Origin of the sequence: Corallococcus sp. CA053C, assembly GCF_003611675.1 — a bacterium.
Lineage (GTDB): Bacteria > Myxococcota > Myxococcia > Myxococcales > Myxococcaceae > Corallococcus.
Genome location: NZ_RAWA01000017.1, coordinates 12329 through 30203 on the forward strand (window position 1 = coordinate 12329; position 17875 = coordinate 30203).

9 protein-coding genes are annotated in these 17875 nt (G+C 69.5%); 8 read left to right on the forward strand and 1 reads right to left on the reverse strand.

Annotated elements, in window-relative coordinates:
* The first annotated feature begins 304 nt into the window (after window positions 1-304).
* Genes D7V97_RS03890 through D7V97_RS03910 form a run of 5 tightly spaced genes read left to right on the forward strand, consistent with a single transcriptional unit; the run spans window position 305 to window position 9811 of the window.
* A complete protein-coding gene (locus D7V97_RS03890; RefSeq protein ID WP_199728697.1) occupies window positions 305-3754 on the forward strand; it encodes an ATP-binding protein in 3450 nt (1149 codons plus the stop codon).
* Window positions 3732-6404 carry a hypothetical protein gene (locus D7V97_RS03895; RefSeq protein WP_120609229.1) on the forward strand — a complete coding sequence of 891 codons (2673 nt, stop codon included), beginning with the start codon at window positions 3732-3734 and terminating at the stop codon, window positions 6402-6404. The genes D7V97_RS03890 and D7V97_RS03895 overlap by 23 nt, the downstream gene beginning before the upstream one ends.
* Window positions 6401-7270, forward strand: a complete 870-nt coding sequence (locus D7V97_RS03900) for a hypothetical protein (RefSeq protein ID WP_120609230.1) — start codon at window positions 6401-6403, stop codon at window positions 7268-7270. Before D7V97_RS03895 ends, D7V97_RS03900 begins: the two co-directional genes overlap by 4 nt.
* A 9-nt stretch (window positions 7271-7279) precedes the next feature.
* Entirely contained in the window at window positions 7280-9166 is a 1887-nt protein-coding gene (locus tag D7V97_RS03905; protein ID WP_120609231.1) for an AAA family ATPase, read from the forward strand.
* Window positions 9167-9811 carry a 4Fe-4S single cluster domain-containing protein gene (locus D7V97_RS03910; protein WP_120609232.1) on the forward strand — a complete coding sequence of 215 codons (645 nt, stop codon included), beginning with the start codon at window positions 9167-9169 and terminating at the stop codon, window positions 9809-9811.
* A gap of 68 nt (window positions 9812-9879) precedes the next feature.
* Here the strand turns inward: D7V97_RS03910 and D7V97_RS03915 are convergent, their stop codons facing one another.
* On the reverse strand, window positions 9880-10239 hold the full coding sequence (locus tag D7V97_RS03915; protein ID WP_120609233.1) for a YciI family protein: 360 nt from the start codon (window positions 10237-10239) through the stop codon (window positions 9880-9882).
* Between the two features lie 165 nt (window positions 10240-10404).
* Here D7V97_RS03915 and D7V97_RS03920 point away from each other — a divergent pair, with 165 nt between their 5' ends.
* The 3 genes from D7V97_RS03920 to D7V97_RS03930 all read left to right on the forward strand — a co-directional run bounded on the left by D7V97_RS03920 (window position 10405) and on the right by D7V97_RS03930 (window position 17870).
* The gene (locus tag D7V97_RS03920) at window positions 10405-13020 is read left to right on the forward strand and encodes a MupA/Atu3671 family FMN-dependent luciferase-like monooxygenase (protein WP_120609234.1); all 2616 of its coding nucleotides are present in this window, start codon (window positions 10405-10407) and stop codon (window positions 13018-13020) included.
* Window positions 13021-13227: 207 nt separating this feature from the next.
* Entirely contained in the window at window positions 13228-16797 is a 3570-nt protein-coding gene (locus tag D7V97_RS03925) for a condensation domain-containing protein (RefSeq protein WP_120609235.1), read from the forward strand.
* On the forward strand, window positions 16794-17870 hold the full coding sequence (locus D7V97_RS03930) for a TauD/TfdA family dioxygenase (protein WP_120609236.1): 1077 nt from the start codon (window positions 16794-16796) through the stop codon (window positions 17868-17870). Before D7V97_RS03925 ends, D7V97_RS03930 begins: the two co-directional genes overlap by 4 nt.
* The last annotated feature ends 5 nt before the right edge of the window (window positions 17871-17875 follow it).

Here is a 17875-nt window from a genome sequence, read left to right on the forward strand (position 1 = left end):
CCACGGAGAAGGCTCCCTGCTGTCCCGGTTCCTTCAGCGGGTGTGGCCCAACGGAGTCCCCGCCACCCTCATCGCCTCCAACATTGGCGACGACCGCCAGCCCCACAATTGGCTGCTGCGCCCCGTGAGTTGGGGCCCCCTTGCTTCAAGCCATGCCTCCGCGCATCAGACGCTTGGCATGGAGGTCTGCCGCCGTCAGGGCCGACTCGTGGTGACACGCTTCGAAGTAACGCCACACGTGCTTCCACGAGGCCACGAACAGGTCTTCACCGCACCCATGCTCTGGAACCCCCAGGAGCAGTGGATGCAAGCCGAGGATCTGAAGGCGCTCGGGCAGATGCCCTTTCATCGCGAGAAGACACGCCGCCGGCTTGAGCTCTGGCGTGAGTACCTTCAATGGAAGGAGAAGCTCGTCAAGGAGCAGCAGATCAAGGTGCCCTACCTGGCATGGTCCTGGGTGGACACCCACCGGTTGGTCTTCTTCATCAAGGGCCCGGTTCCAGGCCCTCGGGGCCTCGTCGGCCAGGAGCTCGGCGCGACTCCACCGGAGGAGAAGGAGGACACCGGTGTCGTTGACCCCGCCAGGAAGTCGCGCCGGCGCAGTGCCGACGCAGTGGCGTTGGGAGAGGTGGAGAAGGTCGGCCCCCTTTCCACGTACAACACGCCTGCGCTCCAGCGCTGGGAAGGCGTACGGAAGGACAATGCACCGCAAGGTCAGCTCATCCTTCTGCTGGATGAAGACGTCGCGGAGCGCCTCCAACAAAAGGAAGGACTGATCCCCGAGCAAGGGGTTCTCGTTTCCTCCCTCGGAGGGGACCTCGCGCCGCTTCTCAATCAGCGACAGGCCATCCAACGGCTCCAGAACAGCCAGGGCTTCTGTCCCCGGCTCGCGGACTTCCTCTTCACCGCCACGAGCGCGAGCGTGCCCACGGCTCCTGCTCCTGAATGGGTCGCCCTGCCCGGGACCCGAGCGCTGAACCAGGGACAGGTGGAGGCCGTGACAAAGGCCCTGGCCGCACCGGACCTCTGTCTCATCCAGGGGCCGCCGGGAACGGGCAAGACCACGGTCATCGCGGAGCTGTGCCTGCGGGTGACCGCCGAGGGAGGTCGCGTCCTCGTGGCCTCCCAGACCAACCTCGCGGTGGACAATGCACTCAGCCGGCTCGCGGATCGCCCGAACATCCGTCGCCTGCGCCTGGGGAATGCCGACAAGGTCGACGAGGACTTCAAGGACTTCCTGGCCGAACACGTGGTGGACCGTTGGTTCGCCACCATCGCCGAAGCCTGCACGGAGCGGATCGATGAAACCGACCGGCTTGAGTCCGCGCAAGTTCGTACCCGTCAGGGATTGGAACAGCTCCGCCATTCCTTGAAGGACCATGAGGCCTCCCATGCGGCATGGACGCGGCTGGAAGAGCGGCTCACCGAGGCGAGACACAGCCAGGGCGCGGCCTACCGCCAGGTGCAGAGGGCGCAGGAACAGCGGGACGCCACCCATCACCATGCGGAGCTGCTGCGGTCCCTCCAGGCCTGGGCAGATGGAAGTGGGGGCCCTCCCACCGTCCCGGAGACCTTCTCACTTCCGGAGCTCGACGAGCTCGTGCGTGAAGTGCGCGCCGACCTTTCACCGGAGGATCCGGTCAGGACGCGGGGAGGACTGCAGCTTCTGGACGCTGTCGGGAGTCGCGATGGAACGCTGGAGCCACTGCGGCGCCTGATGGCGGAAGGGCGGCGGCTTTGTGAAGAGGGCGTTCCTGGAGCTGCCCAGGACGAGCTGACGGCCCTGCGAGCTCAACGAGATCGGCTCGCCCGGTCCGAGGACGAGGCAGAGACCCTCCAGCTCCCCGCATTGAATCGGAGGATCAAGCAGCTCCAGGGAGAGGAATGGGCCGGGTTCACGAAGCAACTCGACCTGCTCGCCCTCCGCTGCTGGGGGGCCCCGATTCCCCTCTGCGTACAACACCTGACCGATGCGCTCCGGCCGAACGTCCAGCTGCTGCAGCAGCTCGATGCGCTCGAGCGTCTCATCGCCCACACCGAGGCGGCCTGCGCGCGGAGCCAGCAGGCACGGCGGACGCTGTCGTCGGTCCTTGGCACGCGGAGCGGTGAAGCCGTGGCACGCGCGGAGGAGGCGGTGCGTGCGCTGCGGACGGCCGAGGTCGCGCGCGGGCATCTCCAAGCGGAATCCAAGGGGCTGCGGGATGACCAACGCGCACGTCAGCAGGAGGTTGATGCGGCGCGCGAGCGCTGGAGTGAAGCCTGGCGCGCCCTGCACCCCGCGATGGACCCTCCCCCGCCGGTGCCATCATCCACGGCCTTCGAGGCCGCGGCCCAGCAGGTGCGGACGGCCCAACAAGCGGCAGCGCCCCACCTCTTGCGACGCAAGCAATGGCACGAGGTCCAACACGAGTGGCGAGAGCGACTGGGTCAGGCTTCGGATTCGGACCGCGACCAGCTTCAATCGCTCTACGTCCGGCACGCCAACGTCGTGGGGATGACGTGCAACGAGGCTGGCAAGAAGCAGCACTTCCAGGCTCCTGACTTCCGGCCGTTCGACATGGTCATCATCGACGAGGTGAGCAAGGCCACGCCGACCGAGCTCATCATGCCCATGATGCTGGGCCGCAAGGTCGTGCTCGTGGGAGACCACCGTCAGCTCCCGCCCATGTTCCGGGAGAGAGAAGCAAGCTTCGCGGAAGCCCAGGCCGAAGGGGGGATAGAACCCGCCATCTTCCGGAAGTACCAGCGACTGGTGACGGCGAGCCTCTTCCAGGAGCTGTTCGAAGCCGCGCCCCCTGAGCTCAGGGCCATGCTCTGGGTGCAGTACCGCATGCATCCCCAGGTGATGGACGCGGTCAACGAATTCTATGGGGGAAGGCTCCAACCCGGCGCGAGTCCGGGAGATGCGAATCCACGGCAGACACTCGACAGGCAGCGCCAGCACCACCTGCGCATCCCGGATGATCACGGCGGCCTGTTCCTGGAGCCCCACCAGCACCTGTTGTGGGTGGACTCCTCGAAGGATGCGCGAGACCGCCCCCACTGGGAGGAGCAACGCGGAACCTCCAAGGTGAATCGTCTCGAGGTGGAGCTGGTGATGGCAACCCTCCGTCGCCTCAACGATGCGCTCCTGGAACGGGGCTACGGCCAATGCGTCGAGCTACGAGTTGAACCTCCGGATGCTGGCATGCCCCTGCGCGACTTCGTCCGGTACCGACTGGCCCGTCCACACGAGGCCACGCTCGACGATCTCTTCGCGGAGAAGCGGATCCGCATCCAGGGGCGTTCGCGGAAGCCGGAGGACTCCGTCCAACGGGGGGACCTCGTCAATGTGGACGCCCGTCGGCAGATCGGAGTCATCACCTTCTACGGCGCCCAGCTCAAGGCGCTCCGCGAGGCCATTGATCGCAAGCGGAGTGAGCTTGATGCGCTTGAGGTGCGGGCCAACACGGTCGACCGGTTCCAGGGCATGGAACGCCCCATCATCATCGCGAGCCTCGTCCGCTCGGCGCGGGGCAACCTGGGTGAGTTCGTTCGTCAGTTCCAGCGCATCAACGTGGGGTTCTCCCGCGCCCAGGAGCTGTTGGTCATCGTCGGCGCCGCGGACACCTTCAAGCGCGCGCTCATCGAGCTGCCCCCCTTGGAACAGGCTGGGGCGCAGGTAGCGCCCGAACAGAAGGCCGTCTACGAGCGCATCCTCGGCATCGCGACACGCGCGGGAGGGCGGCGCCATGCAAGGCAAGTCCTCTCCTGAGTCGTCCCCCTGGTGGGAGCTTCCGCTGGATTGGCCGGTCGAGCATGTCCCCTGCCAGCTCCAGGTGGTCGAGCCGCGCCGGCTCACCACCCTGGAGTGGGCCGTGCTCCGGGTGCTGGAAGCCTTTGCTGACGCGCCTCCCTCCATGGAGGAGATGACGGAGGAGCTGGGGCTCGGTGAGCCACGTTTCCTCATGGACGTGCTGCAGACCCTCCTGTCGCTGGAGGCCCTCCAGACGCGCGCTGATGCGAGCACCCCTCCCCGGCTGGTCGACGTCCAGTTCACCGAACGTGGGCGGGAGTTGTTTCACAAGGGCCAGGTGGACGCGGAGCCCAAGACCCTCGGCCATCCGTTGTGCTTCGACGCGCTCACGGACGAAGCCCTCCCGGCGACCACCGAGGGGAGGTCCGAGCCCCGGTGTCCCGCCATCGACCCCTCCAGGCTTTCCGTGCCCCGGTCGGAAGTGGGCCTGGAGCGACTCCGCGCACTCGTCAAGAGTCTGGGTCCGCCCGTGGGAGGCAGCGACGCTCTCATCCGGAGCGTGCGAGTGCTCACGCCAGGCGAGGCATCCAAGCTGCGCTCCGGCGTCCAATGGGTAACGCATCCCCTCGCATGGATCGCCCATCCAGATGGGAGGTTCACCCTTCACACCCCGTCACTCACAGCGGCTCAGCGCGAGTGGCTCCTGGCGACCCCCGTGCGCCCATGGAGCACGCCCGCGCGAGCCGTCACCCGACAGTGGGCGCCCCACCCGCCCTTCCATCGCGGGGGACAGCCCCTGGCCATGTGGAGCAGCCTGGCCGAGAGACTCATCCCAGTCTCGCTCGCACTTCAGGAGGCAAAGCGCCTTCTCGACACCGCACGCCGGGAGGTGCTGCTCCATGCCGCATGGGCCGCTGCTCCAGGCCTCGCGGACTGTCTCGCCGCCGCCGCCAATCGCGGCGTGGCCGTCTATGTGCTGGGGACCGCCACCGCTAGCATCAGGGCGTGGTCCACGGCGAAGCAGCGGCCGCCAGGCTTCATCATCGAGGCAAGCGCGGCGAGCCTCGCGCCTGGAGCCCTCGTGGTCGACGGCGGCGTGGCCCTGCTCCTGGATGAAGTGAGGGCCGAGGTGGAAGACCTGGGAAGGGAGTCCTTCGAGGTCGTGGGCATGTTCCGCACCAACGCCATGACGCTCGGCGCGCAGCTTCGTCAGGCGGTCCTGGAGTCCCTGCCCGCTCTTCCCAGGGGCCTCGTCCCGGCATTCGACCTCCGCGAGCGCCCGCTGCCCGGCATCGGTTCGCCAACGCCGCTGGACGAGCCCTCGCTGCGCATGGGCCTTGCCCGTCTGGCGCTGCATCCCACGGCTTCAGGCTGGTCCGAAATCGTGTCGTGGTTGTCGTCCGAATACCAGGGCACGGCGCGGGTCGATGCCCTCCAGCAGGTGGCCAGCGTCACGAGCCAGTTGATCCCGGATGCCAGTCCGGCGCCGTGGCGCGAGGCCGGGGCGCTGGCCTGGCAGGGCCTCCAGAAGGCCGTCCTCGGCCTGGACTCCCAGGACGTCCCGGACGACGTGCTGCGGGCGCTCATCCGGCTCGCGCCCGGAGAGACGACACCGGAGACGGTCGTCGAGGCCCTGGTCGGAGCATGGCTCCCTTTGGAGCGACGCCTCTCGCCCACCGACGCCCTGAGCCTGCTGGGACGGCTGCGCACGCTCATCGACGAGCGCTGGAAGGGGGCCGCGCCGCGCTGTCCGGGCTTCAGCGCGGCCCTGGAACGCGGGCTGGAGGTTTCGACCGCGCGGATGGAGGGCCAGGACCGCGCAGGGCTCGTGCGGCTTGTCGCAAGCGTCGCTCCTGCGGACCGGGCGGTCCGATGGGCCTGGGCCATGGTGGCGCTCGGACCGGAGCCCCACCACCTCCAGGACTTCGATGGGTGGAGGGGACTCCACGAGCCCCTGGAGCCGCTGCTCGGTCCCGCACTGAGTTCCCATCATGCCGCTCGGTGGAAGTCGCTGGTCGCGGCGGAGCCCGGGCGCACCGAAGCCGTCCTGGCCGAGCAGTTGCGAAGGGTGCAGGGCCTCCTGCCGGCAACCGATGCGGTCGCGTGCCTGTTGGCGATTCCCGTCACCGCGGATCTCCTTCAACGGGCCCAGTGGTTCATCCTCGTGAGGAGCGCGTGCCGGACCGTGTGGCCTCGGGGAGCTCCGGATGACGGAGCGTGGAATCAGCACCTGCGAGCGCTCTGGATCGTCCCGCGCCAGGACGACGCCATCGAGGTGCACGGTTCGCTCATCGCGGAGCTCACGCATCGGTTCCAGAGCTGGCCCGGAGCCGACGCGGTGGTGCGGGAGTGGGCCCACGCCCTCGTGATAACCCTGCCTCCGCCGGTCCGCGCGGAGGGCATGACCTGGTGGCTGGAGTCCCTCCAGGCCGTAGCCGCGGCCCTGGGGCCGGAGCTCCTGCGCACCGCGAGCGTGGCCCCCCGCCGGCATGCGGGAGCCCTCCGGGATGCGCGCCAGCAGGCGTCCGTCCTCTGGGAGCAGGTCAACGACGCCTGGAAGGGCCTGGGGCTGGAGCCGGCGTCACTCGAAGCCTTGATTGAACCCTCCGTCGTCGCGACACCGGCGGATCCACCGAGGCGCAACGACAGAAAGCGAAGGAAGCGATGAGCATTCGGGGGGAGCGGGAGTTGCGACTCGAACGTGAGCGGATGGAGGCGCTGCGGCTGGAGCACCTGCGGAGCGAAGGCCGGGCCCTCGTGTCGGTCTGCGAGAGGCGGATCGCCGGAGTGCAGGATGCGGCCACACAACAGTACGCCGCCGCGGGGCTGGGCGAGCTCGTCGTCGCCCTCCGCGACACGGAGGGTCGCCTGCGGGAAGCTCCCGAAGCGGCGCTGGAGCAACTCCGGGGAATCCAACAGCGGCTCACCTCCGTCCTGACCGAAGCCCAGGCTCGCGCCCGGTCCTGGTCGGAGGCGCAAGTCCGGACGCAGGCCCGACTTGAGGCCCTGTCGGGCAGCATCGAAGCGGTGTCGGCCGGCCAGAACCCCGGACACGGGCTCGAGAAGGCCCGTGGATTGATGCAGGACGCACGACGCGACGCAGGACGTGGCGCGGAGGCGGAAGCGCTCCAGCACCTCGACGAGGCGGAGCGCACGCTGGACGCGGCGCGGACCGCGAGCCTCGACGAGAAGGTCCGCAAGGAAGTGGTGCGCGGACTGCTCACGACGTTGAAGGACATGGGCTTCGTCGTCGTCGGCCCACGACTCTCAGAGGACATCGTGTTCCTGGAGGGGCGACTGCCTTCAGGGCGCCGGGCCCGCTTCGAGGTGAAGGTCAACGGCCAGTTGAGCTTCGACCTGGATGGCTATGAAGGACGCACCTGCGCCCAGGAGATGGAGAAGGTCGAGACAGCAATGCGCGACCACTTCGGGGTGATGATGGGCCCACCCCAGGTGGAGTGGACGAACCCAGACCGGCTTTCCCAGAGCGCACTGGACCTCCCCGGGGGCCATCGCTCCCGGGGAGGTCGATAGGAGGCGCGCATGACGACCGAGGCATCCCCCCTTCCTCCCTGGCAACAGGCACTCCTGCGCGAAGCGAAGATCCGCTCAGGCCTCGTGCTCTACGGAAACACCCGCGACGTGTTCTTCGATGCCCGGAGCCGGGACTACGTGACCCTCGCCGAATGGGTGTCACGCCACCTTGGACACGAACCTTCCAGCCGGTTCACGCTCTCCGCCGTCTGGGACCAGGCCGACGGACTCCGGTTTGGCTCCTCCGACCAATCAGGGCGGTGGGATGCGGCGCTGCGACGCCGCATGGGTGGAGGCGCGGACCAGGGGACGGCCTACGACGTCGGAGCGCAAGAGGTCCCGGTACGCGGCGGGAGGAGGCAGGGAACCACGCTGCCGCTGCGGGAGCTGCTTTCGGCCTTTCGTCAGGTGCTGTTGGACGCCTCGGAGTGCCCACTCCTGGTGGTGGACTGGTCGCACCTGCTCGTCACGCAGCCAGCCCACCCGGGCACGGAGGAACGCGAATGGATGCTCAGCCTGGGCAAGGCGCTGGTGGGAGACGCCGTTCAACCGCTCGACAGTGATCGACTGAAGCGGGGCACGGGCCTTCTTGTGTTGATCTCCGCCAGCCTCGGAGCCCTTCCTCCCAGCCTCTACCAGGGAGAACCTCGGATCCGGCTGATTGACATTCCCGCGCCCAGCCGGTCCGAGCGGCGGGACTTCTTCCTCCGCCACGCGGACGAACTCCACTGCGCAAGGCCGCGCCTTCCGCCCGGGGCCGAGGCCACCACGAACCGTACGTCAGCAGCCGAGCCCCTGTCGGAGCTGACGGAGCAACTCGCCACCGCGGATCTGCGACAGGTGCTCTCGCTCTCCCGAACCACCGCCACGCCCCTGCCACCGGACCGACTGCTCAATCTCTACCAGCTCGGCGACCAGCGCTCGCCCTGGGAGGAGCTGTCCGCCGAGAAGCTCCAGGGCGTCGAGGCAGAGCTGCGGCGGAGGGTGGTAGGGCAGGACGGAGCGATCCGCCACCTGTCCACCCTGATCATTCGCGCGTGGCTCGGCCTCGCGGGCCTTCAGCACTCGGCCCGTCGCAGCAAGCCCAAGGGCACGCTCTTCTTCGTGGGGCCTACAGGCGTTGGCAAGACCGAGCTGGCCAAGGCCTGCGCGGCCTTCCTCTTCGGCGACGAGAGCGCCTGCATCCGGTTCGACATGAGCGAGTACAACCACGAGCACAGCGATCAACGACTCGTGGGAGCGCCCCCGGGCTACGTGGGCTTCGAGGAAGGCGGGCAGCTCACCAACGCCGTCAGCCGGCGCCCCTTCTCAGTGCTGCTTTTCGATGAAGTCGAGAAGGCCCACGGGCGGGTCCTCGACAAGTTCCTCCAGGTGCTGGAGGACGGTCGTCTTACGGACGGGCGCGGTGAGACAGCGTGGTTCAGCGAAACGGTCATCATCTTCACGAGCAACCTCGGGGCTGCGAATGCCCCGGGCCCCGACGAGGATTTCCAGACACGGGAACGCCACTTCCAGGATGCGGTCGAAAAGCACTTCGTCCAGGAGTTGAAGAGGCCGGAGTTGCTCAACCGGCTCGGTGACAACATCGTCGTGTTCCACCCCATCCAGGATGAGGCCCTCCGCCGAGGGATCCTCGAGCGGAAGCTCGAGCCGCTGCGAGAGCACCTTCGCGAACGATGGAGCGTGGAGCTTCGGCTCGATGCCAAGGTGGAGGCACGGCTTGTCCAAAACGCGCGGATGGACCATGGCGGACGCGGCCTGTTGAACGCCATGGAGCGAGAGTTGGTGAATCCCCTGTCGCTCTTCCTCTTCAAGCGCCACCACCAGCTGCGCAAGGGGCGGACCGTCACGGTGACCTGCGAAGGCCCGAGCCTTGAATTCGATCTGGAGGACTGAATGCTGCTCAATGTCACGCGTTTGATGCGCCGCTCGCGCGTCAACGGCCCTGGCTGGCGTGCCGCCGTCTGGGTCCAGGGCTGTACCCTGCGGTGTGCGGGCTGCTTCAACCCGGACACCCATGCCCACGAGCGTCGGCATCTCGTGGAGCCGCTGGCGCTCGCCGACAGCCTCGACGTGGAGGCGGTCGAGGGACTCAGCATTCTGGGAGGAGAACCCTTCGAGCAGGCTGAGGCCTGCTCCCGACTGGCGGGACGGGCCCGCGAGCGGGGCCTCTCCGTCGTGACGTACAGCGGGTACACCTGGGCCTTCCTGCGCAGGTCCTCCCTACCCGCGGTACAGGCGCTCCTGGCCAGCACCGACCTGCTCATCGCCGGCCCATTCGTCCAGCGCCTCGCCAACGACGGACGCGGGTGGCACGGCAGCACCAATCAGGAGTTCGTCTTCCTTACGGACCGCTATGGCCAGGACATTTTCCAGCAGGCCCAGGAGGTGCCTGTGGTGGAGGCGAGTCTCGATGGCGGAGTGCTCCGCTGGACGGGCATTCCCGATCCTGGTGACCGGGCCTGGCTGGAGCAGGGAGGGTTTGATCCTCATCTCGGACCAGAAGCGGGCCGCTCGGAAGATTCCGACCTGGGACGGTAGGCCATCAGCTCCCAAGCGGCCGTGCACGGCGCGCTGGGAGTTGGTGGCGGGGCCCTGAATGTCCGGGCTCACGCGTCGTAACAGGGACCGCTCTGGCGGACCTCGACGGTGGACCACTCCGCCGCGGGGCACTGGCTGGCGATCTCCACCGCCTCTTCCCGGGTGCGGACATCAATGAGGAAGAAGCCCCCGATGATCTCCTTCGACTCCGTGAAGGGACCGTCGCTGAAGCTGCGCTTCCCGCCGCGAACGGCAATCCGGACACCGTCTTCATCGGACTTGAGGGAATCAGCGGCCAGGAGCAGGCCGCGGGCCTGGAGGTCCGCGCCATAGCGCTGCATGCGCTCCATCCGCTCGGCGGCGACCCGGCGCTCGTCCTCCGTCCTCGGCCGCGACCCCACCTGCTGTACCAACACCATGAACGACATTGCTGGCTACCTCCTGGGTGCAGTCTATGCCACGGAAGCGGCTGGCCCCTGGGGCATTCCCGCGACGGCACGGTCCGTAATACCTTCGACTCCTTGCCAGCACACCGTGCCCGGAGTTCCCGTCAGCTCCAGACGGACCCGGGCCGCCGAGGAGTCTCTGTCACCATGAAGAACGTCGAGGACGTCTACCGGCTCACTCCTGCCCAGCGGGAGCTGCTGACGCCACCGCCGCCCGGTCCGGAAGCGCCCATCGAGCACCTCGTCGCGGAAGCGCGAGGCCCCCTGGACGAAGCCCTGCTGGAGGAGGCACTGCGGGAGCTGGTCCGCCGTCACACCGCGCTGCGCACCGCGTTCTTCCTCCAGGGCATGCCGGAGCCGATGCAGGTGGTCCGCGAGAAGGTGTCGCCCTCGCTGGAGAAGACGGACGCGCCGCAGGGACTGGAGGCCTGGCTCGAAGCGGATCGCCAGCGCTCCATGGGCCTGACGGCCGCACCGCTGGTGCGACTCTCGCTCGTGCGCACCCCTCCGGCGTCCTCCTTCCTCGTGTTCGCCTGGCACTCCGCGGCGCTGGACGCGGGCGCCGCGCGACTCTGCGTGGAAGAGCTGCTGCGCCTGTATCAAGCCGCTTTGGGCAAGACGGACGCCGGCCTGGAGAAAGCGCGTCCGTTCCGCGAGTACCTCGCTTGGATGGAGGCCCAGGGCTCAAGCGACGCGGAGGCGTGGGTGCGGGACACGCTGAAGGATCCGCGCCCCACCCTGTTGCCCGAGCGTTCAGCGCCAGGCACCTCGCCCGTGCGCGGCCTGCAACAGCTGCTGCTGCCGTCGGCGGAGTCGGGCAACGTGCTCGCGTTCCTGCGCAAGCACAAGCTGGGGCTGGGCACGCTGATCCAGGCCGCGTGGGCGCTCATGCTGCGCCACCACACCGGCAACACAGAGGTCGTCTTCGGAGCCCAGGTGCCCGGCCGCACCGCCGCGCTGGCCCAGGGTCGTCCACTCGTGGGCCGCTTCGCGCACCTGTTGCCGCGCCGGTTCGTCGTCCCGGCCCAGGGCACGCCCCTGCGCTGGCTGCGCGCGCTCCAGGCCGAGCTGTCCGAATCCCAGCGCCACGAGCACGCCTCGGCGGGCCAGGTGCGCCCGTGGCTGAAGCTGCCGGAGGACACTCCGCTCTTCCAGAGCGCCGTCACCGTGTGGGAGCCGCCCGAGGAGGACTCGCTCAAGCCGCTGGCGCGCGGCCTGGGCCTGGGCTCCTTCCGGCACGTCGCGGCCCCTCCGCCCTGCCCGCTGTCGGTCGAAGCCGTGGCCGGTGAACGGCTGGCGCTGCGGCTGCACCATGACGCGAACCGCTTCGCGCCCCTGGATGTGATCCGCCTCGCGGGGCAGCTGTCTGCGCTGCTGGACGTGCTCGTCACGCAGCCGGACCGCGAGCTGTCCTCGCTGGGCGAGGTGCTGGACTCCGCGGGCGGTACGACGCGCAGCCCCGCCACCGCGAGCACCTCCGTGGGTCCGGAGGAGCTGCGCGCCCTCCTGGCGTGGCATCCCGAGGTGCGCTCGGTGGACGTCCGCGTCGAGGGCTCCCGACTGGTGGCGCACGTGGTGCCCACGCGCCGTCGCGCGAGGAAGCTCGACTTCGGCCTGTTCTTCTTCGCGGACGAGGACGCGGGCACCACCGACAAGTACCGCCTGCTGCTGGAGGCCGCGAAGTTCGGGGACGCGCACGGCTTCTCTTCCGTCTCCACGCCGGAGCGCCACTTCCACGAACACGGCGGCATCTACCCCAACCCGTCGCTGCTCGCCGCGGGCATCGCCACGATGACGAAGAACATCGGCCTGCGCGCGGGCAGCGTCGTGCTCCCCCTGCAGAGCCCCTTCCGCGTCGCGGAGGAGTGGTCCATCGTCGACAACCTCTCCGGAGGCCGCGCCGGCATCTCCATCGCCTCCGGCTGGGTGCCCAACGATTTCGCCCTCTATCCGGAGCACTTCGCCCGCAAGCGCGACGTCATGTGGGAGAACCTGGAGAAGGTCGAACGGCTGTGGCGCGGCGAGTCCGTGACCGCGCGCGACGGCGCGGGCAAGGAGGTGGAGCTGAAGGTCTTCCCCCGCCCCATCCAGCCCCGCCTGCCCACGTGGGTGACGTGCGCCACGGACCCCGCCCTCTTCGAGCGCACCGGCACCGGCGGCTACAACGTCCTCACGTCGCTCCTGGGCCAGCCGCTGGAGGAGGCACTGGAGAAGATCGGCCTCTACCACGCGGCGGCGGACAAGGCCGGCCACGCACGCAGCGCTCGCACCGCCACGCTGATGATGCACACCTTCGTCGGCCAGGACGTGGACGACGTGCTGGACACGGTGCGGGGCCCGCTCACCGCGTACCTGCGCGCGCACGTGGCGCTGATGCAGACGATGGTGAAGAGCCTGGACCTCCAGGTGGACATCAACGAGCCCAAGTGGGCGGACTACCTGGCCTCGTACGCCTTCGAGCGCTACTACCGCTCCGGCGCGCTCATCGGCACCGTGACGTCCTGCCTCCCCATGGTGGACAAGCTGCTGGCCGGCGACGTGGACGAGGTGGCGTGTCTCATCGACTTCGGCGTCGGCACCGACGCGGTCCTCCAGAGCCTCACGCACCTGGCCGAGCTCAAGCGACTGGTGCAGGACGAGTCCCTGCGCATGGAGCGCGTGCTCACCGGGTACCTCGCGGAGCGACTGCCCGGCGCGTGTCCCGACCTGTCGGTCCGACTGTCCGACAGCTTGTCCGCCGAGCATCCGGGCTTCACCCGCTGATCCCCAAACGGGAAGCGGTGTCAGGGCCCTGATGTATCAAGGGGCCTGAGCAGGAAATGCCTGCGTACATGGACAGTTTGTAACGTGCCGTGTTAACAGTACTGCTCGTTTTTCGAGAAAGATTCCGCTAACACTGTATCGGTTTCGTGACGCCCCCGGAGTGCTTGGGGGCGCCCTGGGATTGATACGTCTCGTTCGGCCCAACGCATGCGTCCGCCAGGGTTGTTGCTGGAAGTCTCCACGTTGGTGGAGCTCTCACGTCTCAGGGCGGAGCAGCGCCCGGATCAGCTCGCCTACACGTTCCTCGTGGATGGTGACTCGGAGGAAGCGCACCTCACCTACGGCGAGCTGGATCAGCGGGCGCGAGCCATCGGCGCGGCGCTCCAGGCGCGCGGGGCGCGGGGCGAGCGGGTGTTGCTGCTCTACCCTCCGGGTCTTGAGTACGTGGCCGCCTTCGTGGGTTGTCTCTACGCGGGCGCGGTGGCGGTGCCGGCCTACCCGCCGGATCCGATGCGGCTGGCGCGCACGCTGCCCCGGCTGGAGGCGGTGATCCAGGACGCGCGGGCGCGGTTCGCGCTCACCACCGGGTTCATCCAGGGCTTCATGGAGTCGATGGGCGAGCAGTCCGCCGCGCTCTCCGGCCTGTCGTGGCTGGCCACCGACGCGGTGGAGGACGGCGAGGCGGGCGCGTGGAAGGACCCGGGCACCTCGCGCGAGGCGCTGGCCTTCCTCCAGTACACCTCCGGCTCCACCGGCACGCCCAAGGGCGTGATGCTCAGCCACGGCAACCTGCTGGCGAACTCGCTGGCCATCCACCAGTGCTTCGAGCACTCGGACGACAGCCGCGGCGTCATCTGGCTGCCGCCGTACCACGACATGGGCCTCATCGGCGGGGTGCTGCAGCCGCTGTGCGGAGGCTTCCCCGTGGTGCTGCTGTCGCCGCTGGACTTCCTCAAGCGGCCCGCGCGCTGGCTGGAGGCCATCTCGCGCTATCGGGCGACGACGAGCGGCGGCCCCAACTTCGCGTTCGACCTGTGCGTGCGCAAGACGACGCCCGAGCAGCGGGCGGCGCTGGACCTGAGTTCGTGGGACGTGGCCTTCAACGGCGCGGAGCCGGTGCGCGCGGAGACGCTGGAGCGCTTCACGCGGGCGTTCGCGGACTCCGGCTTCCGCAAGGAGGCCTTCTACCCGTGCTACGGGCTCGCGGAGACGACGCTCATCGCCTCCGGAGGGCGCAAGGCCGCGCCGCCGGTGGAGCAGGTGTATCGGCAGGAGGCGCTCCAGCAGGGCCGCGCCGAGAAGCTGTCCCCGGGTGACGTGACGGATCCGACCGAGGCGCGCACGCTGGTGGGCAGTGGCGCGAGCATCCCCGGGCAGGAGCTGATCGTCGTGGAGCCCGAGTCCCGCATGCCCGTGCCCGAGGGCCGGCTGGGGGAGATCTGGCTGCGCGGCCCGAGCGTCGCGGGCAGCTACTGGGAGCGGCCCGAGGAGAGCGAGGCCACGTTCCGGGCGCGCCGCGCCGACACCGGTGAAGGCCCCTACCTGCGCACGGGCGACCTGGGCTTCCTGTCCGGCACGGAGCTGTTCGTCGCGGGCCGCATCAAGGACCTGATCATCCTGCGCGGGCGCAACCACTACCCGCAGGACCTGGAGCTGACGGCGGAGTCGAGCCACCCGGCGATGCGTCCGGGCTGCTCGGCCGCGTTCTCCGTGGACCGGGGCGGCGAGGAGAAGCTCGTCGTGGTGCTGGAGGTGGATCGCAAGCTGCTGGGTGAGCCCGCCACCGCCATCGACGCCCTCCGGCGCGCCATCGCTCAGGCGCACGAGGTGGCCGTGGACACGGTGGTGCTCATCCCCGCGGGGGGGCTGCCCAAGACGTCCAGCGGCAAGGTGCAGCGGCGCGCATGCCGCACGCAGTTCCTGGCGAACGAGCTGGAGATCCTCGCGCAGGAGGTCCTCGCCGAGACGGGAGATGCACCCGAGGCTCCCGGAACCGTCGCGCCGGAGGAACCCCGGCTGACCCGTGGGGCACTCCTTTCCGCGTCCGAGACGGAGCGCGCGGAGCTGCTGGGCACGTATCTGCGACAGCACCTGTCGCGAGCGCTGTCCGTGCCGCTGTCGGCGCTCGAAGCGACCCGTCCCCTCACCGCGCTGGGCCTGGACTCCATCCATGCCGTCGAGCTGAAGGCCGCGCTGGAGGAGGAACTGGAGCTTCACCTCCCGGTGGCGCTGCTGCTGGACGGCGTGCACCTGGAGGCGCTCACCGCGCGGGCGCTCGCGGAGCTGCGGCATCCCACCGCCGCGCCGCCGCCGTTGGTCGCGGGGGCTCGTGGGGACGCGCCGCTGTCGCCGGGGCAGGAGCGGCTGCTGTTCCTGGATCAGCTCGCGGCGGGCAGCGCGGCCTACAACATCCCGGCGGCGGTGGAGCTGGAGGGACGCCTGGACGTCGCGGTGCTCACACGCAGCCTGGAGGCCATCGTCCACCGGCATGAGGCCCTGCGCACACGCTTCCCCCGCGTCCAGGGCCGCCGCGTGCAGGACATCCTCCCGTCTTCGGAAGTCCCGGCGGGCGGACCGCTGGCACGCCCCGGTGCGGTGGTGGACCTGAGCGGACTGCCGCAGGAACGACAGGCCGCGGAGACGGAGCGCCTCACCGCCGAGGAGGCACGCGGGCCCTTCGACCTGGAGCGCGAGCTGCCAGTGCGCGCGAAGCTCCTGAAGCTGTCGGAGGAGCGGCATCGGTTGCTGCTCACGCTGCACCACGTGGTGTCGGACGGCTGGAGCATGGGCGTGGTGGTGCGGGAGCTGGGCGCGCTCTACGCGGCCTTCGCGCAGGGGCGGCCGTCGCCGTTGCCGGAGCTGCCCGTGCAGTACGCGGATCATGCGGCGTGGCTGCGGCGTCGGTTGGAGGGTGGCCTGCTGGAGGAAGAGCTCGCGTGGTGGAAGGAGCGCCTGATGAGCGCACCGCCGCTCCTGGAGCTGCCGCTGGACCGCCCCCGTCCGGAGCGCCAGCACTTCGAGGGTGCCCGGCAGCCGGTGGCGCTCTCCGCCGCGCTCAGCGAAGGGCTGCGGCAGCTCGGCCGGGCCGAGGGCACCACGCCCTTCATGTCGCTGCTGGCGGGCTTCCTCGTGGTGCTGCACTCGCGCACCGGCCGCGCGGACCTGGTGGTGGGCACGGACGTGGCCAGCCGTGAGCACGCGCGCACGCAGAACCTCATTGGCCTGTTCGTCAACCAGCTCGTGCTTCGCGTGGGCCTGGAGGGCAACCCCACCTTCCGGCAGGTGCTCGGGCGCGTGCGCGAGGTGGCGCTGGGTGGACAGGCGCATCCGCACGTTCCCTTCGACAAGCTGGTGGAGGCGCTGCGCCCGCCGCGCGACGCCCGCTACAACCCGCTCTTCCAGGTGATGTTCGTCCTGGAGAACGCGCCGCTGCCCGCGCTGCGCCTGCCTGGGCTGAAGCTGCGCCAGCTGGAGATCGACGACGGCGGTTCACCGTTCGACCTGTCCGTGCTGTTGGCCGAGTCCGAGGGTCGCTTCCAGGGCGTGCTGCGCTTCGCCACCGCCCTCTTCGACGCGGCCACCATCGCGCGGTTGGCGGAGGACTACGAGGCCACGCTGGCGGCGGCGGTGGCCCGGCCGGACGCGACTTTGGAGGAGCTGCACGGGGTGCTCGTGGAGCGCGAGCGTCAGCGGCAGCAGGAGCGGGCGCAAGCGCTCCAGTCCTCACGCAAGGAACTGTTCCGCGGCGTGCGCCGTCGCGGTGGGAGCGAGTCATGACGGATGGTCAGCCGAAGCGCGCACTCCCGAAGCTGCGCAGGCGCGAGGTGGACGGCTCCGGTCAGGACTTCGTGCGCTTCGAGGAGCTGCGGCCCGGACTGCACCTGCCCGTGGTGGGCCGCCCTTCCCTGCCGGGCGTCGAACTGGCCGAGTGGTGCCGCACGCACCGCGCGCGCGTGGATGAGCAACTCCATCGTCACGGCGCCGTGCTCTTCCGCGGCTTCGACGTGGTGACGCCCGAGGCCATGGATGGGGTCATCCGGGCGTTGGCGGACGAGGCGCTGGCCTACGAGGAGCGCTCTTCGCCACGCTCGCAGGTGAGCGGGAACATCTACACGTCCACGGACCACCCGCCGTCCGAGCGGATCTTCCTGCACAACGAGCAGTCCTACAACCAGACCTTCCCAGCGCGCCTCTTCTTCGCCTGCGTGTTGCCGTCGCAACAGGGTGGCGAAACGCCGCTCGCGGACACGCGGCGCATCTTCCAGCGCCTGCCGGCCGAGGTGCGCGCGCGCTTCCTGGAACAGGGCTACACGTACGTCCGCAACTTCGGCCACCAGCTGGGGTTGAGCTGGCAGACGGCGTTCCAGACGGAGGACCGCGCCGAGGTGGAGGCGTACTGCCAGCGCAGCGGCATCCAGGTCGAGTGGCGCGACGGCAACCGCCTGCGCACGCGGCAGGTGCGCAGAGCGGCGGGGCTGCACCCCGTCACGGGCGAACCCGTCTGGTTCAACCACGCCACGTTCTTCCACGTCTCCACCCTGCCCGCGCCGGTGGCCTCCGCGCTGCTGGCGGACCTGGGCGAGGAAGCGTTGCCGAACCACACGTATTACGGCGACGGCAGCCCCATCGAGCCCCAGGTGATGGAGACGCTGCGCGCCGCCTACGAGGCCGAACAGGTGATGTTCCCGTGGGAGCGCGGGGACCTGCTCGTCATCGACAACCTGCTCGCCGCCCACGCGCGCTCGTCCTTCGTGGGGCCCCGGCGCGTGCTGGCCGGCATGGCCCGACCCTTCCCATGGAGCGAGGTCGCGCCGGTCACGGATGCGCCCCGCGATCCCCCGCCAGGCTGAACGCC

Coding starts and splice junctions, on each gene's coding strand:
- D7V97_RS03890 (WP_199728697.1), top strand. CDS start 305: ATGCAAGCCGAGGATCTGAAGGCGCTCGGGCAGATGCCCTTTCATCGC.
- D7V97_RS03895 (WP_120609229.1), top strand. CDS start 3,732: ATGCAAGGCAAGTCCTCTCCTGAGTCGTCCCCCTGGTGGGAGCTTCCG.
- D7V97_RS03900 (WP_120609230.1), top strand. CDS start 6,401: ATGAGCATTCGGGGGGAGCGGGAGTTGCGACTCGAACGTGAGCGGATG.
- D7V97_RS03905 (WP_120609231.1), top strand. CDS start 7,280: ATGACGACCGAGGCATCCCCCCTTCCTCCCTGGCAACAGGCACTCCTG.
- D7V97_RS03910 (WP_120609232.1), top strand. CDS start 9,167: ATGCTGCTCAATGTCACGCGTTTGATGCGCCGCTCGCGCGTCAACGGC.
- D7V97_RS03915 (WP_120609233.1), bottom strand. CDS start 10,239: ATGTCGTTCATGGTGTTGGTACAGCAGGTGGGGTCGCGGCCGAGGACG.
- D7V97_RS03920 (WP_120609234.1), top strand. CDS start 10,405: ATGAAGAACGTCGAGGACGTCTACCGGCTCACTCCTGCCCAGCGGGAG.
- D7V97_RS03925 (WP_120609235.1), top strand. CDS start 13,228: ATGCGTCCGCCAGGGTTGTTGCTGGAAGTCTCCACGTTGGTGGAGCTC.
- D7V97_RS03930 (WP_120609236.1), top strand. CDS start 16,794: ATGACGGATGGTCAGCCGAAGCGCGCACTCCCGAAGCTGCGCAGGCGC.